Source organism: Simiduia curdlanivorans, assembly GCF_030409605.1.
Classification (GTDB): Bacteria; Pseudomonadota; Gammaproteobacteria; order Pseudomonadales; family Cellvibrionaceae; genus Simiduia; species Simiduia curdlanivorans.
This window is the reverse complement of record NZ_JAUFQG010000006.1, coordinates 645894-664910: the sequence shown is the minus strand read 5'-3', so window position 1 is coordinate 664910 and position 19017 is coordinate 645894. Positions and strand designations below refer to the sequence as shown.

Below are 19017 nucleotides of genomic sequence, written 5' to 3'. Positions count from 1 at the left end.
AGCGCGACTGCAAACGCAGCCGCGCCCCCGGTTTTTTACCTTTGGAGTACTTTAGATGCATATAGTCATAGTAGGAGGCGGTGCTGGTGGTCTTGAACTAGCCACGCGTTTAGGCCGCAAGCTGGGCCGACAAGAGCGCGCTACCATCACCTTGGTAGATAAAAGCGCGACCCATATTTGGAAACCCTTGTTGCACGAGGTGGCAACCGGTGTGTTGGATGCGGGTATTGATGCCGTGAGTTATCGCGCCCACGCGCGTCGTCACCACTTTCAGTATCAACAGGGCGCGCTCTCGGGTATCGATCGAGAGGCGCGGGAAATTACCCTAGCGGCCATCACCGACGATCGTAATCGAGAAGTCGTTGGCGAACGTAAAATTGGCTACGACTATTTGGTCGTTGCGCTGGGTTCATCGACCAATGACTTTGGCACACCTGGTGTTAGTGAGCATTGTATTTTTCTCGACGCGCCGCAACAGGCCGAGCGCTTTCACCAGCGCATGTTAAACGGCTTCATTCGCGTCGACTCTGAGCGTCAAGGCGAGTCGGCATTGCGTATTGCAATCGTTGGCGCTGGTGCTACCGGTGTTGAATTGTCGGCGGAATTGCACAATGCCGCGCAGTGGTTATCCGTTTACGGCTTGCCCAACATCAGTCGCGATAGATTAAAAGTGACGCTGGTGGAGGCGGGCCCGGGTATTTTGCCGGCGCTACCGGAAAAAATTTCCGCGAAAGCGCATCGCGAGTTGGTTAACTTAGGTGTTGAAGTGTTGGTCAGCACTCGTGTTGCTGCAGCTGAGGAGGGAGGGTTACGTACGGCGGAAGGTAACCTGATTGCGGCAGATTTAATGGTCTGGGCGGCGGGTATAAAGGCGCCTGATTTTTTGGCCAATATTGCCGATCTTGAAACCAATCGTATCAACCAGTTGGTGGTGCGCAGCACCTTGCAAACCACGCGCGATCATCGGATTTTTGCCCTTGGTGATTGCGCCGCGCGAGAAATGCCCAATGGCCGCAATGTGCCGCCGCGCGCACAATCTGCACACCAAATGGCAGATTTGGTTTACAGCAACTTACTCGCCATCGCCCATAGCAAACCGTTGAAGGAGTTTACTTATCGCGACCACGGCTCTCTCGTATCCTTGAGCCGCTTTAGTACCGTGGGCAGTTTGATGGGCAATCTCACCAAAGGCTCGATGATGATCGAAGGCCGCTTGGCGAGAGTGATGTATATTTCGCTTTACCGTATGCATCAGATTGCTATCCACGGTTGGTTGCGCACCATTTTAATATCGTTCAGCGAAAAATTAGGCAGGGCGGTGCGGCCGAAGTTAAAATTGCATTGATTTGCTAACGATGAATGAAATGCTGTTTGACTAAAAAGGCGCCTGATCGACACTAGTGTTCCACAAAAACGGCGCGATCATCGTTAGGCTTTAAGCCTCACAATAGATTCGACATCTCGGTGTACGTTTGGCATGAGTTTGGTGCCCGTACTAGCGACACGACGTGAATACGTCCATGTAGTCTCAACACCCGCCCTTTGGGACCGGCCCACATTGACACATTGTGGGCGTTGCTATCGCTGCAAAGCATGCTTTGCCTATTAGCGATATCAACCCATGCGGGTGACGGTCGCTAGTACGGGCACCAAACTCTCCCGCGACAAAACTATGGGACAGCAGTTGCCTTATCGGCGCCTTTTTATTGTTTTAGAACACGGTGGTCATGGACGAGTTCATTTAAGCATGGTTAATTCGATGATTAAATTAGCGCCAGCGCTGCCAAGCGTTAAGAACTTTCTCCGAGTACCAATACTTACCATAGGAGCCGTTGTAGCGCGCTAAGGCGTCGGCCCAGTGGCCGTCAGACCGGTTTATGTAATGTTTTAGAATGGTGCAGCCGTAACGTAAATTGGTATGCATGTCGATTAAATTGTCATCGGCACGGCCAATCTCGAGTTTCCAAAATGGCATAACTTGCATCATGCCTTGGGCGCCGACACGCGACACGGCGTAGCGATCGAATGCACTTTCAATTTCAATCACCGCTAAGACTAGCTCCGGTTGCAAGCCGGCGCGCTTCGCTTCGCTGTGCACTGCGCGCAAAATAGTTAAGCGTTTTTCCGGTTCTTTGACGAACCGGTTGAGCTTATTAGATTGCAGCATTAACCAGGCTTCGGCATCGAAGCGATCGACGAAGCTATCGGAAGATTTAACGGCGTTTAGCAGTAAAGTTCTTAATTCGTCGTCAATCTCAGGCGTTGCCGTGCTCGCTAACGCGTGATGGCTATTAACTAAGCCAAGCACAAGTGTTAGCAATACACAGCACCAAGCGCGCATCTTAGGCAACTTCTGTCTTGATGTAGTTGACGATGCCGGCCAGCGGCAACTGACGGCTTTCGCTGTCTCGGCGGCCTTTGTATTCAACTTCTTGGGTTTCTAAACCGCGATCGCCGATAACGATACGGTGAGGAATGCCCATGAGCTCGGCATTTGCCAACATGACGCCAAGGCGAGCCTTGTCTTCATCCATAAACAAAACCTCGACGCCAGCGGCGCTGAGTTCGGCGTAGACATTTTCGCAGGCGGCGCGAACGGCCTCAGATTTATTCATGTTGATAGGTACAAGCGCCACATGAAAAGGCGCGATGGCATTGGGCCAAACGATACCGTTTTGATCGTGATTTTGTTCGATAGCCGCAGCCACCACACGGGTAACACCTATGCCGTAGCAGCCCATGGTCATGGTTTCGGCTTTGCCATTTTCACTCAACACTTTGGCGCTCAGGGCCTCTGAGTATTTTGTGCCGAGTTGGAAAATGTGGCCCACTTCGATGCCGCGTTTGATATCCAGTTGGCCTTTGCCATCGGGACTTGGATCGCCGGCGACCACATTGCGGATGTCTTCTATACGAGTGCACTCGGCATCGCGCGACCAGTTCGCACCGGTAAAGTGGAAGCCGTCTTCATTGGCGCCACAGGTGAAATCCGCTAAGTGAGCGGCGGCGCGATCGACAATCATGGCAATGGGCAACTTGATTGGGCCTATCGAACCTACGCTAACACCTAGAGCGGCTTTCACTTGTTCCTCTGAGGCGAAGACCAAGGGATTTGCCACGCCGGCAAGCTTTTCCGCTTTAATTTCATTGAGTGCGTGATCGCCGCGTAATACCAGCGCGATGAGTGGCTGCGGTGCATCTTTTTCGGCTTCGCCTAAGACGATTAAGGTTTTCACTGTTTTAGCAGCATCGATTTCGAGGCTGCGACAAACCTCGTCGATGCTGGCGACATTAGGCGTTGCCACCTTGGTTAATTGTTGGCTCGCGGGCGGGCGAGTACCGGCCGGCGCAAGGGCTTCGGCTTTTTCGATATTGGCGGCGTAATCTGAACCGTCGCTAAACACGATGGCGTCTTCACCGCTGGCGGCCAAGACGTGAAATTCATGGGAAAAAGCACCGCCGATGGAACCGGTATCGGCGAGTACTGGACGATACTTTAGGCCAATGCGGTTAAAGATATTGCAGTAGGCCTGATGCATAGTGTCGTAGGTTTTTTGCAAACACGCTTGGCTGGCATGAAAGGAGTAGGCGTCTTTCATGATGAATTCACGCGAGCGCATCACGCCGAAGCGTGGCCGAATTTCGTCGCGAAACTTGGTTTGAATTTGATAAAAGCTGGCCGGTAGCTGCTTGTAAGACTTGATTTCGTTGCGCACTAAGTCAGTGATGACCTCCTCATGGGTCGGTCCCAGGCAAAAAGCGCGCTGGTGGCGATCGGTGATGCGCAGCAATTCCGGCCCATACTGCTGCCAGCGGCCGGATTCCTGCCAAAGCTCCGCCGGCTGTACCACAGGCATTAAAACCTCTTGCGAGCAAGCGGCGTTCATCTCTTCGCGCACAATGGCTTCTACTTTACGCAACACCCGTAAACCCAGCGGTAGCCAAGTATAGAGACCAGAGGCGAGTTTCCGGATCATGCCCGCCCTTAACATCAGCTGGTGGCTGATGACTTCTGCGTCATTGGGGGTTTCTTTCAGGGTGGCAATCAAAAAACGACTAGCGCGCATGGATTTCTCTTTAATAGATCATGAACTTCAAACCGGCTATTCTAAGGGGCATAGGCCAATGGGCACAATGAGGTAGGTTATGTTTTCCCTTCATCCGCAATTAGAGCAAGATTCCGTACTCTTGGGGCGCATGGCCCTGTGTCAGGTCAGATTGAGTCTGGACGCTAATTATCCTTGGTGTTTGCTGGTTCCAGAGCGAGCAGCAATTACTGAAATCCACCATCTCAATGAGCGCGAACGGCATTTATTGATGGATGAGTCCTGCTTGCTGGCTGAGGTGATGGTAAGCCTGTTCGACCCAAAAAAGATCAATGTGGCGGCGTTGGGGAATATGGTGCCGCAGTTGCATGTGCATCATATCGCGCGCTTTGAGCAGGATGCCGCTTGGCCTGGCCCTGTGTGGGGTAAAGTTGCTAGCAAGGCCTATGAATCTGACAAATTGTTGCGCCGCCGGGAAAAGCTCATCAATGCGCTGGCCGGCGAGAACTTTAGCGCCGCAACCTAGCGCTGAAAAAGACAAAAAAAAGCCCGCTTCAGCGGCACTGCGATCGCGTCGTTTTTCTGGGACAGCAGTGGCTTCAGCGGGCTTTTTTTAGGATTCCATTTGCGACTGCTGGTAGTTCTGCAAGCCGACTCGGTCGATCAACCCGAGTTGGGTTTCGAGCCAATCCACGTGCTCTTCTTCAGACTCGAGTATGTGCTTCAGAACGTCGCGGCTTATATAGTCTTGCACAGACTCACAGTACTTAATGCCGGCTTTCAGATCGGGAATCGCCTTAAGTTCTAACTTAAGGTCGCAGCTCAGCATTTCCTTCACGTTTTCGCCGATCATCAGCTTGCCCAAATCTTGAAGATTGGGAATGCCTTCGAGAAATAGGATGCGCTCGATCAACAGATCGGCGTGCTTCATTTCATCGATGGACTCGTGATACTCCTTATCGGCCAGTTCTTTCAGGCCCCAGTCTTTATACATGCGCGCATGCAAGAAGTACTGATTAATGGCGATGAGTTCATTGCCAAGCGCTTTATTGAGATGGACAAGTACTTGCGGGTCGCCTTTCATACAAGGGCTCCATTTGCTCGAAAGTGTAAGTGAGCAAGTGTGTGCCTCGGTTAGACATCTGTCAAGAATTTAGGCTGTAAGTGTTTGAAATATAAGGAGTTGACGTAGATGTGTAGCGCAGTTGAAAATACGAATACTTAGCGTTTATGCCGCGGCGTAAAAGAGGTCGCCATTGCCGCCGGTGTGCATCTGCAGGGTTTCATCAATGATTTCTTGCGCCAACATACTGCACTTGCCACATTGGCTCGCCACACCTAAGGCCTTGCGCACTTTGCGCAGGTTAGTGGCACCGCCCGCGACAGCGTCGGTTATTTGAGAGTCGGTAATGCCTTTGCAGATGCAGACGTACATAATGTTCTTCACTGGATGGTTAAATCACAGTTGAGGAGTTTACGGTAATAGGAATCATTGTCAATAGCTGATAGGAATAATTCTTATTTATAACTGTTTGTTTGGATTACCCTTGAATCCACTGCAATCGGTACCATATAGAAACTCAATGAGACAGGCGGCGTGCGCAGGCTACTATTGCGCCGCTGATTTTTCTTTGGTGGCGGCAGTTGCACTGGCTAATTGGCATCACCTGAAATTTTGGTTGAAGCGGCCTATGCTGGGTCAATCATGAAATTTACCGCGTTACCCTTACAAACCCTGTATTCGAATTGAACAAGGAGATAAAACATGGGCGTATTAGTAGGCAAGCAAGCTCCAGACTTTACCGCAGCAGCTGTATTAGCATCTGGCGAAATCGTTGATGAGTACAATTTGGCCGCGAGCATTAAGGGCAAGAAAGCCGTGGTGTTCTTCTATCCACTGGACTTCACCTTTGTTTGTCCGTCTGAGTTATTGGCTTTCGATCACCGCATCGAGGAGTTTAAAAAGCGCAATGTTGAAGTGATTGGTGTGTCAATTGACTCACATTTCAGCCACAACGCTTGGCGTAATACCCCAGTAGATCAAGGCGGTATTGGCCCAGTTCGCTATACCTTGGTTGCCGATATCACCCACTCAATCTGTAAAGATTACGATGTTGAGTCTGAGGGTGGCGTAGCTTTCCGCGGTTCTTTCTTAATCGACGAAGATGGTTTAGTGCGTCACCAAGTAGTGAACGACTTACCATTGGGCCGTAACGTTGATGAGATGTTACGCATGGTTGATGCCTTGGCGTTTAACCAAGAGCACGGCGAAGTATGCCCTGCCGGTTGGAAAGATGGCGATAAAGGTATGACTGCATCACCAGAAGGTGTTGCCGCTTACCTGAAAGAGAATGCTGACAAACTGTAAGTTTGTGGGTATTTGGAAGCCGCGCCTCGAGCGCGGTTTTTTTTCGCCAACACTTTGCCCTAGAGTAAAGCCATTTATTGGCCAAGTAGGTGTTGATGCTTTGCGCTAGGTAGAGAAGATGCGCGAGTGTAGGGCGCCAATGTGACAGCTACCACACTATCTAAGATTAGTTTGTCATTCAAAGTCGCTATTTTTATACCCATTAACGCTAAAAAATGCCGAAAGATGCTTCAAGTTAGTGAACCCTTCACGCCTGATAAAGTTTCTACCTGTCTAACCTGTCATATATTTCCACACCCTAAGCTGACTTGCTTTGGGCTCCTAATTGATGCCGACAATAAATTGGCACCTGAACATATTGACATATATAACTTGTTGTTTTTGATAGCTATTTTTCTTGCTGATTAAATTTTAATCAATCCGTATCTGCCCCGCATAACTAGGGCAATTGGCGCTGTTTCAAAAGGGTCATGCACAGACTTATCCACAGAAAGTGGGGATAAAACTGAAATCTGATTAAAAATTAATCGAGCTCTGGCTATTAGTTAGTACATTAGTTTGAATTTAAAAACTTGTCGATTGTAAGTCGTGCACTTGGTTCTAAAAATGACCGGTTACATTCGATTTGCCGCCTATACTGAAAGCGATTTTGTTGCCGCGGCAATGGCAAAGCCGGCTAACTTCGTCGATGTGTTGGTCATAATTTAGACGTTTGTAGGGAGTATATTGTGGATTCAGACCGTCGCAGGTATGCGCGTCAAGCAACATCTATCCGAGTAGAGATGACGCACCCGGCCTTTGGTACCTTGGTGGGCTATACCCGCGACATTTCCGATGGCGGGGCCTCAGTGCAGCTGGAAACGGAGCAGGTACCGCCGCCAGGAACCTTAGTGCATGTGATTTTTAAGAAAATTGCTGGGCAGATTAATGATGACCCCGTGGCCATGAAGGTTATGCACCAGGAAAAGAGCACGATTGGGTTGATGTTTTGCTCTAAGTAGCCGGCCCGTCTGTCACTCTTGGCAATCTCCGGGGCCGCGTTGGACTAAGGCAGTGGTGCGCGAAGGCAGTGTTGGGCTAAGGCAGTGTTGGGTTAGCACAATGCTGTGGTAGGGATATGTCCGCCGGGCTTTGTTCTACCAGGCGGGCTAATTCATCACAGGCTAGCGCTGGGTTGCCGCGTAAATCTAATGTTTGTAACTGGAGTAGCGATAACACCGCATCTGTGCCTTGGATACGGTTATTCTCCAGCCGCAACACTTTTAATTTACTGAGCTTTGCCAGGGGCTCGATGGCCTGTATGTCATTGTCGGCTAGGTTAAGTGCCTCAAGCGCCGAAAAGTAACTCAAGCCCGATAAATCGTTAATTCCCGCATGGGTACAGCTCAGTTGGGTGAGCTGTGCTACGGCCGTGATGTTCTTATCTTTGATGGTTTGGTCGATACAAGTTTGCAGGTTGTTATCGGCCATGTGGAATTGCGTTAGCGCGGGCGCTGGTTTGTATATCTCGCGCTCGTTCAGCGTTACCTCGTAACCTTTGCAGGCACAAAGCAGGGCGCCGCTCGCGCAGAACAGCAGAAGAAGTTTATAGCCCGTCATATTTGTTGCCCCCGTATCGAATGGCGCAGAGCATAGCGGCAGCGGGCGTGAATAACCAGTTTCGATAAATCTGTCTGGTAATGAGATCACCGCCACTTATCCCCTCGTAATAACCCTTGTATACTGCCGCACGTTAAATGAACTAAGTGTTCGCGCTTGGGTCTTAACGGCGTTATTTCAGTTTTTTGACTCTTTTTTGAGGTGCACAATGCGATTTTTGATTATTGCTCTTTTGGCTCTGACCATGGCGGCTTGCCAGACAATTGATCCTTATACCGGTGAGGAAAAAACCAGCAATGCCACCACGGGCGCGGCTGTAGGTGCGGTTGCCGGTGCGGTTCTTGGCGCGGCCACGGCGAAAAAGGGCAAAGATCGCGGCAAGGCTGCGGCCACGGGCGCTGTGATAGGCGGCGTTGCCGGTGGTGGTGTTGGCTACTACATGGATCAACAGGAAGCCGCTTTGCGCCAAGAGTTGCAAGGCACCGGCGTGCAGGTGCGTCGAGAGGGCGACAAGGTCTATCTGATTATGCCGGGTAATATTACTTTCGCCAGTGGCCGTCATGAGATCCGCAGTGACTTTTACCCAACCCTGAACAGTGTTGCCAAAGTGTTAAAGAAATTTAACAAAACCGCCATTAAAGTTGCCGGTCACACTGACTCGGTGGGCAGCGATTCCAGCAACCAAGTATTAAGCCAACAGCGCGCCTCGAGCGTGGCTCAATACCTTCAAGGTCAACAAATTCCCGCTACCCGTATTCAATCCGTGGGTTATGGCGAGAGCTACCCCATTGCGAGTAACGAGACGGCCGCCGGGCGCGAAAGCAACCGTCGCGTTGAGTTAGAGTTACTGCCGCTGTAATTTCGTCGGCGCCCATTGAACCGGGCGCCGCGTTTCTGTGTTTTAACCTGCACCATGCTCTAGGATGTCACCTTAAAATGATGCGTTTTTCTGTATTACTTCTGTCTCTCTGCGGGCTGAACATAGCGCCTGTGGCCATGGCCGACAAGTCAGTCGAGACTGAGCCGAAGACGCTGGCGCCGCAGGTTTTAGCCAAGGTGCTAGAGCGCGAGTTTCTTTATAACATTGGCTTGTCGAACCCCGGTACACTGGGCGTTGATCGCGTGCGCTATGAGTTGGAAGTGGTGGATACCTGGAATGGCGATCGCACCTTGGTCAAGGGCCAACATATTCGCGTTACCACACCGGGCGGCTGCGATCACCTATTGAAAGCGGATCAGCGTTATTTGTTGCCCCTACAATCCGCGCCAGCCGCCCTAGGCGTCTCGACAGCGACCGCTGACCTTAGCAGCGACACTTTGCCCATGCTTGAGCAATGGCAAAGTGATTGTACCGTGGCAACTGAAGCAGCGGCCAAGAAAGTCATTGCGCGGTTGAATCAGCAGCGCCAAGGCCAGCACCCAGCGCTGCACCTAAGCGCTAATTGATAGCGAACGCATTACCTGACTGGGTTTGTTGGAATCGTTGGTGTGATGCTTTTTGCACCACACAGGAAGGTTATTTTTTAGCGGGGCGAGGGCACAGGCTTTACTGTAACCACACCTCTACCCGTTGATTCCGCTCTTTGTTTGACCCATCCACTTGCATGCTGGCACCAAAACCAGCCACCGGCGCCGAGCCCACGCCTTGGTTGTAGAGCGCCATTTTCACAGCGGTAGCACGCAATTTGGACAGGATCAGAGCGCGCGAGGTTGTCTGCTTAGCATCGCCAAAGCCGATCAGTAGCAGTTGCTTATTCTGCTGCTCGGGTTGCGACATAACGGCCACTAGGCGCGCCACGTCTTGCAGCGCTTTATTGTCCAATTCGGCACTGCCGGCGTTAAAGCGAATATTCACCGATAGACGCTGCGCCTCTTTCACCAGCGCTAAATAATCTGGATCGTCGATATTGTTTAAGTCTGGTTTTACCAAGCTTGGGTTTTGCGACACATAACCGACATTTTCTACCACCGCTTGGCCCGCTTGGCCTTGGGCGAAATGGATAAAGTCGTTTATGTAGGGGTTGCTTGAATTAGGCGATAGATACAGGTAAAGGCGCCGCGACAAGAGGTAATCCTCGGTGGCCACGGCGATTTTGGTGGGCTGCATCGGCTCGGTGCCCTGATTGTAAATAGCAAGGGCTTTGGCCTTGTTCACCGCAGCGAGGCCGACAAAACCAATGCCCCTGAGGTTGTTTGCCACCTGTTTCGATAGCTCGTCGTTGGATTCAAAGCGCGCCGTGCCATTGGCCAATGGTAGTTTGCCCAGCACCAAATTTTTGAAGGTGTCCCAAGTGCCGGAGTTCTCGTCTCGGGCATAGCGCACTATCTCACCTTGGCCGGCACCGAGTTGATCCCAATGGCTAATCTCGCCAGAAAATATTTTCGCCACTTGCTCGCTGGTTAATGCATCCAACCTATTCTGTGGGTGAACGATGATGGCGAGGCCGTCGATGGCGATCACTTTTTCGGCGGCAAAGCTCTCCATTTCGCCTAACGGCTTGAGTTTTTGCACCTCCTCAGATTTGATGCGACGCGATGACATGCCGATGTCGGCAGTGTGATCGTCTAGCCCTTCAAATGCAGTAGACGAGCCGTGTGCGGCAATGTCTATGTAACTTGGTTTGGTTTGATTGGGGAGAAAGCCGAGTACGCGATACTCGTTTTCCTTATCGAGAGCCTGACGGCTGATATTAACCAAGCCTTTCGATTGCAAATAGTGTTCAGCCATTTGCGGCACCAGTTCGGCACCCACGGTATTGGAGCCTTTGGCGGTGAACAGTAAACCTTGTGCCAGCGTCGGGTTGTCGGCGAGCGCGAGGGGTGAAAAGGTTAGCCAAATACCACCTAAAGCGGAACATATTAGGTTGCGTAACTGCTGTGGCTTGTTGCTCATTGCTACTTCCTTTCGGGTGTGGGGCTTAATACCGCCGTTTTCAGGCGCGAGGCAAGATATGACAGTAATGTTGCAGTTTGATGACGGGTGAAAGATAGGTTTTATATTTTATGGGGAATTATGACGTTCAAGAGTCTAATTCAACACAGCAACTTTAAAGTGTATACAATATTTTAAAGTCTCCGTTCACGGTTACATTAAGAGGGTGAATTATGACCAAGTGTTTAGGTGTGGGTGGCTCAACACCCGAGCAGGCGCTGGCAAAACTACGGATAATGAATGCCGATGTGGCACCTGTACCTGTGGCTGAGTTTCAAGCTCGAATCGCACGTGCGCAAGGCTTGATGCAAGCGCAAGGTATTGCCGCTATCTATCTAAATGCCGGTACCAATCTCTACTACTTTACCGGTATGCAGTGGTATGCCAGTGAGCGCATGGTGGGGGCTATTTTGCCGGCCCAAGGCGAGCTGCAGTTTATCGGCCCGGCCTTTGAAGAAAATACCTTGAATGAATTCATGCTCGTACCAGGCACATTCCACGGTTGGCAAGAGCACGAGAGCCCCTATGCACTGTTTGGTCTAGTGCTGGCGCAAATAGGTATTACCGACGGCCTTATCGGTTTGGATGAAAGTGCCTCTTTCTTCATAACCGATGGTATTGCCAAAGCCTGTAGCACCTACCTCTGGTGTAATGCCGATGTCATCACGGCAGGCTGCAGGATGCAAAAGTCCGAGCTTGAAATTGCACTGATGCAGCGCGCCAAAGACATGACCATTGAAGTACATAAAGCGGCGGCATCTATTTTGCGGGCCGGCATCAGTACCACCGAAGTGAAAAACTTTATCGATGACGCCCATCGCGCCGTGGGGGCCTCGGGCTCTTATTTTTGCATCGTCTTATTTGGTGTGGCATCGAGTTTCCCGCACGGGGTTAAGAACCCGCAGATTCTGCAGGAAAACGACTGGGTGTTGATCGATACCGGTTGCCAACTGCACGGCTACAACTCCGATATTACCCGCAGCTTTGCCTTTGGCGAGATAACGGCGCGCCAGCAACAAGCCTTCGAAGCGGAGCGGCTCGCCCAATTGGCCGCATTTAATGCCGCGCAACTTAATGCACCCTGCGCCGCCCCCGATGACGCGGCACGCAAGGTTTTGGCGGAGCAGGGCTTTAGTGCCGACTACGCTCTGCCAGGTTTGCCCCATCGCACCGGTCACGGCTGCGGCCTAGATATTCACGAGTGGCCTTATCTCGTGCGCGGCAATCAAATGCCACTGCAACAGGGCATGGTTTTTTCTAACGAACCCATGCTGGTGTTGCCAGGCGAATTTGGCGTGCGCTTAGAGGATCATTTCTACATGACCGACGCCGGCCCGCGCTGGTTTACTGAGCCCTCGCCCTCGCTGGAAAACCCGTTTGGTTTATCGTGAAGAGGCACCGGGGAGAACAAAGTTTCTGTTCGCCCGAGGGTCTCAAGTAGAATGGTGGGCAAATAACATTTGAGAGGTTTGTGTGACCTGCCCACTGATTTTTACCGATGCAAGCCTAGCCAGCGAAGCCGAAGCGCTTGCGGGTCAATTTGGCTTTCCCTTGCTCGGTATGACTGACGCTGCAACCTTAGTCGATCCGGAGTTAGTCTTGCAGCTAAGCCCCGAGGGCCTGCAGCTGCAATACACCGGGCGCAAGGCGCCGGGGCCTATTTGGGTCGACTTTACCGGTGGTGCGTCGGACCATCGTCGTCAATTTGGTGGCGGCCGCGGCCAAATGGTGGCCAAAGCAGTGGGCTTGAAGCCCGGCGTTTGCCCCTTGGTGCTCGATGCAACCGCCGGCTTAGGCGGGGATAGCTTTGTGCTGGCGAGCCTAGGTGCTGGGGTGCTCTTACAGGAGCGCAACCCGGTGGTATACGCGCTGCTTTCCGATGGCCTCAATCGAGCCCGCGCTGTGGCTTCGGGCGATAGCCAGTTGCAGCCTATTTTTTCGCGTATGTGCTTGATTGATGCACACACCGATTCCACCCAAGCGATGCCTGCCGCAGACGTGATTTTCTTAGATCCGATGTTTCCCGCGCGGGAAAAAAGCGCCGCGGTTAAAAAAGAAATGACGGCATTTCATCATCTGGTCGGCGAAGATCTGGATCAAGATTTGTTGCTGAGCCAAGCCCTAGCGGTCGCGCGCTTTAGAGTGGTGGTGAAGCGCCCGCGCAAAGCGCCTTATTTGGCCGGGCAGAAGCCGGCGCTCGAGATAGCCGGTAAGTCGAGCCGGTTTGATGTTTACCCCATCAAGAAAATGCCCGACAAATTAATGCCGGATTTCGACCCCATTATGGGTTCTTAAAGAAATGTAACAGGCGGCTAATAAGCATGCGCACATGGGCGCTCATGGCTAGGACAAACCCCACTCCCGCAATCGCGAGCCCTAGGGCACTTAATACTTCTTGGCGCAATGACGCTCCAATCAGTTGTTGGGTCATATAAACCAGCACTAAACCGAAGAAAAATACCATGGCGCCCAGCTTAAACTGGGCGAAGGACTGCGCCAGCGGGGCGCTGTAGTGCTGGTAGAGCCTATCTTTCAAGTTGAGTAGCAGCTTCATATCGACAAATATAGTTCATGTTAAGCCTCGGTTTCTAGTTGCCTTTGATCCAATGGCTGGTGTTATGCGTATAGTCTGAAAATCGGAGGCAATTATGACCAGTAAATTAAAAGTAGGTATTAGCGCTTGTTTGATGGGCCAAAAGGTGCGCTTTAATGCGGGGCACAAGCGCAGTGATTTCTGCGAGCGAGTGTTGGCCACACAGGCCGACTTTATACCTATTTGCCCCGAAGTGGCCATCGGCCTGCCAGTACCAAGGCCTGCTATACGCTTAGTGCGCAGCGAGGATATTATCAAAGTGGTTCCAAGCCAAGAGCCTTCTGAGGGCGTAGATTACGCCCAAGCGCTGACCGACGTTGGCAGAAATTTTATGCAGCGTCATCCCGATTTGGATGGCTTCGTATTTATGAACGACTCGCCCAGCTGTGGCCCCGCCAATGTTAAAACCTATCGAACCAATGGCTACCAAGCCGATAAAAAAGGTGTTGGTCTGTTTGCCCTAGCGGTACAAAAAGCCAATCCGTTACTGCCTTTTGAAGACGCCGGCCGACTTAACGATCTCGTCATTCGAGAAAATTTTATGGTGCGCTTGAGCGTTTACCGCCAATGGCGTTTACTCAATAACGAGTCGCTGACGATGGGTAAGTTGATTAAGTTTTACAGCCCTTATAAATACCAACTGATGGCACATTCGCAAAGCCACTATCGCGCGGTCGGTAAATTGCTGGCCAATCATGAAAGGCTGCCTGTTGATAATGTGGCGGTGAAATTTATTGAGTTATTAATGGACGGCCTGAAAAAATTGGCTGACAGAAAGAGTCACAGCAACGTACTTTTGCATTTACTCGGTTACTTCAAACGCTTTGTCGATGCTGAAGATAGGCAAGAGTTGTTATGCGCTATTGATCAATATCGACTGGGGGTGACACCCTTGGTGGCGCCACTGACCTTGTTTAAGCATCACTTGAAACGCAGCAGCGATGACTATCTACGCAATCAAACCTATTGGGCACCACATGCCCCAGAACTGGGCTTGCGCAGTTTTATCTAGCGGGATCGGTTTTATTCATTGCAGGGCGCAAGCTCTGTTTTGTTTCGGTGGAAGAACCTTGAACGTCGAATGTTAAGTTTTGAGTAAAGTTATGAACCAACTGGTGTGGCTACGCAGCGATTTACGTCTGCATGACAATTTCGCCTTGCGCAAAGCCTGGTCGCAGGCAAAGGCCTCGGGCGGAGAAGTCTACGCGGTCTTTTTGGTTAGCCAAAGCCAGTGGCAAGGCCATAACCTAGGTTTGCCTAAGCGTGATTTTATCGCTCGACAATTAGTTCAACTCAGCGCAGATTTAGCCAGCCATGGCATTGAGCTGAGGTTATTGCAGGCGCCTCTGTTTGCCGACGCGCCTGCTGTACTAGCTGACTTTGCCGCAGGCAAGCAAATTTCAGACGTATATTGGCAAGCTGAATGTGGTTGGGATGAACGCCAGCGCGATGACCAAGTATCGAGCCAGCTGGCAGGCATAGGTATAAACGCCCATATCAATCACGACCGTAGCCTGGTGCACCCCGATCAGGTGTTAACGCATTCTGGCACACCTTATAAAGTATTTACTGCATTCAAAAAAAATTGGTTGTCGGCATTAATAGCGCAGTGGCAAATGCCCAAAGCTAGTGTCGGTAAGCAAGACAAAAAGATCAAAAAGACAAAAAAATACGCCGCTCTGGATGTCCAGTCTCTTTATTTAAGCTCTGAATTGCCTGGCGATTATCAACACCTGCACGCACTTTGGCCCACAGGCGAGGACGAGGCGCAGCGTCGTTTAAATAATTTTTTGCAACATTCGGTGCGAGATTATCAAGCGCAGCGCGATTTCCCCGCCGTTGCCGGCACGTCAACTCTGTCGCCTTATCTCGCCGCCGGTGTTATTGGCCCACGCCAATGCCTAGCGGCCTGGTTGAACGAGGCGCAAGGCGATTGGTTTGAGCCTGCCATGCAAACCTGGTTAAACGAGTTGGCTTGGCGCGATTTTTATTACTATGTCATGTGGCATTTCCCGAAGGTTTCGAAGAATTTACCCTTCCAAGATAAAACCCGGGCTGTGCAGTGGCGCAAGGCGCCGAAGGACTTCAGCGCTTGGTGCGAGGGAAAAACGGGGGTGCCCCTAGTCGATGCCGCCATGGCACAATTAAATCAAACCGGCTGGATGCACAACCGATTGCGCATGGTGGTGGCCAGCTACCTAACCAAGAATTTATTTATCGACTGGCGTTTAGGCGAGGCCTATTTTATGCAGCGCCTAGTGGATGCGGATTTTGCCGCGAACAACGGCGGTTGGCAGTGGAGCGCCTCAACGGGTACAGACGCGGCACCTTACTTTCGAGTGTTTAACCCGGTGTTGCAATCCCAGCGCTTTGACGCTCAGGGTGAGTTTATTCGGGCGTGGCTACCTGAGCTGGCGCAGCTCAATAACAAACATATCCATCAACCGCCCTCGGCCGAGCGCGGTTTGTATCCCGCGCCCTTGGTGGACTTGAAATTGTCTCGGCGTTCGGCCATAGAGGCCTTCGCCGAGCTCTAGTTGATATCAATCATGACGTTGTTTTTTAGGCTAGGCTAGTTTTATCCGATGGGGTGAACGGGAACCTAGTAAGATGCATGCGTTAATGCTTACCTTGCGCCAAGATCACGCAAATTTTATGCGTTTACTGCACTGCGTTCAGTGTGAAATTGATGCATTAGATCAAGGTGTTGAGGGGCACACCTTTAATGTCAGCATGATTCTTGAGGTGCTGGATTATATACACACCTATCCGCAGCAATGGCATCACCCCCTGGAAGATGCCTTAGTTGCCAAGTTAAGGGCAAAAGGCGTAGACCAGGCGCGTGAAGTGCAGTGGCTAATGGATGAGCATCAGATGCTAGAGCATCAGGCAAAAGTGGCGCTTAAAGTTTATCAGCATATTGCATCCGATAGCGTTGTACCGCGCGAGCGTGTAATCGAGGAAACTCGCGGTTTTGTGCATGGCCAGTTGGCTCACATTCATCGCGAAAACGCGCGCTTGTATCCGCTGCTCATGCGTCATTTAACGGATCAGGATTGGGATGACGTGGCCGAGGCACTGCCTAAACGCGAAGATGGATTGTTTGGCAGTTTACAACGCGCCCAATATCAAAATTTAGGTGCCCAGCTCATTCGCGATGCACAATTAAGTCAGTCAAAAAACCAAGGTTAATGTGGGTTTGTCGATTGTAAATTGCCTTCCTGGCTTAGCATTCCACAACGTTAACGGCGTTTATTGCCAGCCCACCTTCGGCGGTTTCTTTGTACTTTGCCTGCATATCGATACCCGTTTGAAACATGGTTTCGATGACCGAGTCGAGCGACACGCGGTGGCTGCCGTCGCCGCGCAAAGCTAAGCGCGAGGCGTTAATGGCCTTGATCGCGCCCATGGTATTGCGTTCGATACAGGGGATTTGAACCAACCCGCCGATGGGGTCGCAGGTTAAACCGAGGTTGTGTTCCATGCCAATTTCGGCGGCGTTTTCTACTTGTTCATTGGTGCCGCCCATCACGGCGGTTAAGCCGCCGGCGGCCATGGAACAGGCCACGCCAATTTCACCTTGGCAGCCAACTTCTGCGGCAGAGATGGAAGCATTGCGTTTAAATAGCATGCCAATGGCGGCACTGGCGAGTAAAAATCGCACTACCAGTTTTTTCAGGCCGCCCATGTCGGGGGTGTAAACAAATTTCACATAGTAGGCGAGCACGGCGGGTATTACACCGGCCGCACCATTGGTGGGTGCGGTAACGACTTTGCCGCCGGCGGCATTTTCTTCGTTTACGGCCAAGGCAAATAAACTCACCCAGTCCATCACCGCCAAAGCGTCGGGCACACCATTTTCTAATCGCTCTTGTAGATCTTCGTGCATTTCAGCGGCGCGGCGTTTGACGCCGAGTGAACCGGGTAAAATACCTTTGGTGGCACAGCCGCGCGCGATACAGGCATCCATTACTTTCCATATTTTATAAACGCCGTCGATCACCTCGGCTTCAGTCTTGAGCACTAACTCATTTTCCAGCGCCATTTGATCGATGCTTTTACCCGATTGCTTACCCATGGCCAACAGCTCTTTGGCCGATTGGAAATCATAGGGGGCGTCGAAACCGGAGTTTTCCGCGTCGGCAAATTCATCCTCGGCCAACACAAATCCGCCGCCAATGGAAAAGTAGCTCTTGCAAAACAGTACTGCGCCAGCCGCATCGAAGGCTTGGCAGGTCATGCCATTCGGGTGCTGCGGTAGGCTTGCGCCTTTGTTGAAAATAATATCTTTTGCGCTATCAAAATCGACCGCGTGTCGGCCTAAAAGCGACAAGCTTTTGTCGCGTGCAATAGCGCTAAGCATTGGTGCAATATCTTCCACTAAAACCGTTGCGGGTGCTTGGCCTGAGAGGCCTAAAAGAATGGCGGTATCGGTGCCGTGGCCTTCGCCCGTCATCGCGAGGGAGCCAAATAGATCCACACAGACCCGGTTTACGTTAGTGACGGTAACAGGAATCTCCTCCAAAAAGCGTCGCGCCGCAATCATCGGGCCGACAGTGTGCGAGCTGGATGGGCCTATGCCGACTTTAAAAAGGTCAAATACCGAAATTGCCATGATGAATCTCTTTGCTTAGCCTTGTTTATGTGGAATAAAACGGCCGGAATTCGTGGGTCTTGATTGAGTCTAGCTGGTTGCGACTGCTTGGTCGCGAATCCTAAGCTCCGTGTTTCCAATAGTCAACTTAAGTTTCCAATAGGCAATTTTTAGAGCGATATAGGGAAAATAGCTCGTGATCATTGCTGCTATCCTCATCTACACTTCAACGCTAGTGAGGAGCTGAATATGAAGCCATGTCTCGCATCTGTGTTTATTGCAACGAGCCTCGATGGCTATATCGCTCGCCTCGACGGTGAGCTCGATTGGTTGCCGTCAGCAGAGGCGGATAACGATATGGGCTACGAAACCTTTAGCGCCAGTGTCGATGTGCTGGTGATGGGGCGGCATACCTTTGAGAAAGTGTTAAGTTTCGGCGATTGGCCTTATGACCTGCCGGTGAAGGTACTCTCCCACAGTAAGCGCACAATGCCACAAGCGCTGGAGGCAAAAGCTGAGTTCATGCAGGGAGAGCCCGCTGCCATACTCGGTGTGTTGGCCTCGCAGGGATTTCGGCACGCCTATATCGACGGCGGAGAAACCATACAGGCGTTTATTCGCCCGCAATTAATCGAACGCCTAATCATCACCCGCGTTTCGGTGTTAATAGGCGAAGGGCTCAGCCTATTTGGCAAACTATCAGAGCCCAACGCGATGATCACTTGGCGGCATGTGAAAACCTTTACCTGGTCTAACGGCCTAGTTCAGAGTCATTATCAGCGGGTCTGATACAGAGATCCGACCCACATTCAATAAACCCATGGCTAGCCTTTGAACCGACAGTGGTAGATAGTCACACTGCCAATTCAGGCTATCAAATACCCT

At 51.3% G+C, this 19017-nt stretch carries 20 protein-coding genes; 12 read left to right on the top strand and 8 right to left on the bottom strand.

Features of this window, described 5'->3' with window-relative positions; genetic code table 11:
• The first annotated feature begins 55 nt into the window (after positions 1-55).
• Positions 56-1345 carry an NAD(P)/FAD-dependent oxidoreductase gene (locus QWY82_RS16740; protein WP_290264686.1) on the top strand — a complete coding sequence of 430 codons (1290 nt, stop codon included), beginning with the start codon at positions 56-58 and terminating at the stop codon, positions 1343-1345.
• A 423-nt stretch (positions 1346-1768) separates the two neighbouring features.
• Here QWY82_RS16740 and QWY82_RS16735 read toward each other — a convergent pair whose 3' ends face one another.
• Together QWY82_RS16735 and QWY82_RS16730 are read right to left on the bottom strand one after the other, a co-directional pair.
• Positions 1769-2341, bottom strand: a complete 573-nt coding sequence (locus QWY82_RS16735; RefSeq protein ID WP_380736099.1) for a lytic transglycosylase domain-containing protein — start codon at positions 2339-2341, stop codon at positions 1769-1771.
• A gap of 1 nt (position 2342) precedes the next feature.
• On the bottom strand, positions 2343-4067 hold the full coding sequence (locus tag QWY82_RS16730; protein ID WP_290264683.1) for a proline--tRNA ligase: 1725 nt from the start codon (positions 4065-4067) through the stop codon (positions 2343-2345).
• A 79-nt stretch (positions 4068-4146) separates the two neighbouring features.
• Between QWY82_RS16730 and QWY82_RS16725 the strand changes: the two genes are divergently transcribed.
• Positions 4147-4572 (top strand): HIT domain-containing protein, encoded by a 426-nt coding sequence (locus tag QWY82_RS16725; protein ID WP_290264682.1) that lies wholly within the window; start codon positions 4147-4149, stop codon positions 4570-4572.
• Positions 4573-4659: 87 nt separating this feature from the next.
• Here QWY82_RS16725 and bfr read toward each other — a convergent pair whose 3' ends face one another.
• Both bfr and QWY82_RS16715 read right to left on the bottom strand, forming a co-directional pair.
• Positions 4660-5130, bottom strand: coding sequence for a bacterioferritin (gene bfr / locus QWY82_RS16720; RefSeq protein ID WP_290264681.1), 471 nt, complete (start codon positions 5128-5130; stop codon positions 4660-4662).
• 144 nt (positions 5131-5274) lie between these two features.
• Positions 5275-5481, bottom strand: coding sequence for a bacterioferritin-associated ferredoxin (locus QWY82_RS16715; RefSeq protein ID WP_290264679.1), 207 nt, complete (start codon positions 5479-5481; stop codon positions 5275-5277).
• Between the two features lie 330 nt (positions 5482-5811).
• On the opposite strand from QWY82_RS16715, the gene QWY82_RS16710 reads away from it, so the two are divergent.
• Together QWY82_RS16710 and QWY82_RS16705 are read left to right on the top strand one after the other, a co-directional pair.
• Positions 5812-6414, top strand: coding sequence for a peroxiredoxin (locus QWY82_RS16710; protein WP_290264678.1), 603 nt, complete (start codon positions 5812-5814; stop codon positions 6412-6414).
• Positions 6415-7142: 728 nt separating this feature from the next.
• On the top strand, positions 7143-7415 hold the full coding sequence (locus QWY82_RS16705) for a PilZ domain-containing protein (RefSeq protein ID WP_290264676.1): 273 nt from the start codon (positions 7143-7145) through the stop codon (positions 7413-7415).
• Between the two features lie 76 nt (positions 7416-7491).
• Here QWY82_RS16705 and QWY82_RS16700 read toward each other — a convergent pair whose 3' ends face one another.
• On the bottom strand, positions 7492-8013 hold the full coding sequence (locus tag QWY82_RS16700) for a leucine-rich repeat domain-containing protein (protein ID WP_290264673.1): 522 nt from the start codon (positions 8011-8013) through the stop codon (positions 7492-7494).
• Between the two features lie 208 nt (positions 8014-8221).
• Between QWY82_RS16700 and QWY82_RS16695 the strand changes: the two genes are divergently transcribed.
• Together QWY82_RS16695 and QWY82_RS16690 are read left to right on the top strand one after the other, a co-directional pair.
• Positions 8222-8872 (top strand): YiaD family glycine zipper/OmpA-like lipoprotein, encoded by a 651-nt coding sequence (locus QWY82_RS16695; protein ID WP_290264670.1) that lies wholly within the window; start codon positions 8222-8224, stop codon positions 8870-8872.
• A 77-nt stretch (positions 8873-8949) separates the two neighbouring features.
• A complete protein-coding gene (locus QWY82_RS16690) occupies positions 8950-9459 on the top strand; it encodes a hypothetical protein (RefSeq protein WP_290264667.1) in 510 nt (169 codons plus the stop codon).
• Positions 9460-9559: 100 nt separating this feature from the next.
• Here QWY82_RS16690 and QWY82_RS16685 read toward each other — a convergent pair whose 3' ends face one another.
• Positions 9560-10906 (bottom strand): substrate-binding domain-containing protein, encoded by a 1347-nt coding sequence (locus tag QWY82_RS16685; RefSeq protein ID WP_290264666.1) that lies wholly within the window; start codon positions 10904-10906, stop codon positions 9560-9562.
• A gap of 212 nt (positions 10907-11118) precedes the next feature.
• Between QWY82_RS16685 and QWY82_RS16680 the strand changes: the two genes are divergently transcribed.
• Positions 11119-12336 carry a M24 family metallopeptidase gene (locus tag QWY82_RS16680; RefSeq protein WP_290264664.1) on the top strand — a complete coding sequence of 406 codons (1218 nt, stop codon included), beginning with the start codon at positions 11119-11121 and terminating at the stop codon, positions 12334-12336.
• An 82-nt stretch (positions 12337-12418) separates the two neighbouring features.
• Positions 12419-13240 carry a class I SAM-dependent methyltransferase gene (locus tag QWY82_RS16675; protein ID WP_290264661.1) on the top strand — a complete coding sequence of 274 codons (822 nt, stop codon included), beginning with the start codon at positions 12419-12421 and terminating at the stop codon, positions 13238-13240.
• On the opposite strand, the gene QWY82_RS16670 is transcribed toward QWY82_RS16675, so the two are convergent.
• Positions 13227-13499: a hypothetical protein gene (locus QWY82_RS16670; RefSeq protein ID WP_290264659.1), complete on the bottom strand. Its 273-nt coding sequence runs from the start codon at positions 13497-13499 to the stop codon at positions 13227-13229. The genes QWY82_RS16675 and QWY82_RS16670 overlap by 14 nt on opposite strands.
• 94 nt (positions 13500-13593) lie before the next feature.
• Here QWY82_RS16670 and QWY82_RS16665 point away from each other — a divergent pair, with 94 nt between their 5' ends.
• The 3 genes from QWY82_RS16665 to QWY82_RS16655 all read left to right on the top strand — a co-directional run bounded on the left by QWY82_RS16665 (position 13594) and on the right by QWY82_RS16655 (position 16730).
• Complete coding sequence (locus QWY82_RS16665) at positions 13594-14550, top strand: YbgA family protein (RefSeq protein WP_290264657.1); 957 nt, start codon at positions 13594-13596, stop codon at positions 14548-14550.
• 91 nt (positions 14551-14641) lie between these two features.
• Positions 14642-16075 (top strand): cryptochrome/photolyase family protein, encoded by a 1434-nt coding sequence (locus QWY82_RS16660; protein WP_290264656.1) that lies wholly within the window; start codon positions 14642-14644, stop codon positions 16073-16075.
• Positions 16076-16148: 73 nt separating this feature from the next.
• Entirely contained in the window at positions 16149-16730 is a 582-nt protein-coding gene (locus tag QWY82_RS16655; protein ID WP_290264654.1) for a hemerythrin domain-containing protein, read from the top strand.
• A 34-nt stretch (positions 16731-16764) separates the two neighbouring features.
• Here QWY82_RS16655 and QWY82_RS16650 read toward each other — a convergent pair whose 3' ends face one another.
• Positions 16765-18153, bottom strand: a complete 1389-nt coding sequence (locus QWY82_RS16650; protein WP_290264651.1) for an L-serine ammonia-lyase — start codon at positions 18151-18153, stop codon at positions 16765-16767.
• Between the two features lie 228 nt (positions 18154-18381).
• On the opposite strand from QWY82_RS16650, the gene QWY82_RS16645 reads away from it, so the two are divergent.
• A complete protein-coding gene (locus QWY82_RS16645; protein ID WP_290264647.1) occupies positions 18382-18921 on the top strand; it encodes a dihydrofolate reductase family protein in 540 nt (179 codons plus the stop codon).
• The last annotated feature ends 96 nt before the right edge of the window (positions 18922-19017 follow it).